General features: G+C 39.3%; 2 tRNA genes and 1 rRNA gene. All 3 read right to left on the bottom strand.

Annotated features, from left to right (window positions below):
* Positions 1 to 78 precede the first annotated feature (78 nt).
* Positions 79 to 155 (bottom strand) — tRNA-Ile (locus ACI48P_RS22230).
* A 10-nt stretch (positions 156 to 165) separates the two neighbouring features.
* Positions 166 to 254, bottom strand: a tRNA-Leu gene (locus ACI48P_RS22225).
* 5 nt (positions 255 to 259) lie between these two features.
* Positions 260 to 376, bottom strand: a 5S ribosomal RNA gene (rrf, locus tag ACI48P_RS22220).
* Positions 377 to 537: the final 161 nt, after the last annotated feature.

Below are 537 nucleotides of genomic sequence, written 5' to 3'. Positions count from 1 at the left end.
TGGCTTTGTTTGGTTGTTTCAAATTCTATAAATTAACCTACTGTTTAATTTTCAAAGTTCTTAATTGGGAATTTATTATGGTGGACCATCAGGGACTCGAACCCCGGACCTACCGGTTATGAGCCGGGCGCTCTAACCAACTGAGCTAATGGTCCTAATAAATTATGGTGCCGAAGACCGGAATCGAACCGGTACGGGAGGTAAGTCCCGCAGGATTTTAAGTCCTGTGCGTCTGCCAGTTCCGCCACTTCGGCACATCACCTGGCTACGTCCTACTCTCCCAGGAGGTTGCCCCCCAAGTACCATCGGCGCTAAAGAGCTTAACTTCTGTGTTCGGAACGGGAACAGGTGTATCCTCTTTGCTATAATAACCAGATTAGTGTTTATTTTGTTGTTATCCATTTCTTGGACAAGTATTATATTAACATTTTTAAAATATAATGTCAACACTTTTTAACTTTAATTTTCGACATTTTTTTATATCTTATAATTAAAGTAGAGTTAATACTCTAAAAACTGCATATCATTTAACTAATT

It is taken from the genome of Romboutsia sp. LXY-2, from assembly GCF_056171995.1.
Note: the sequence above shows the minus strand (reverse complement) of the source record. Positions and strands in the feature narration are given on the sequence as shown.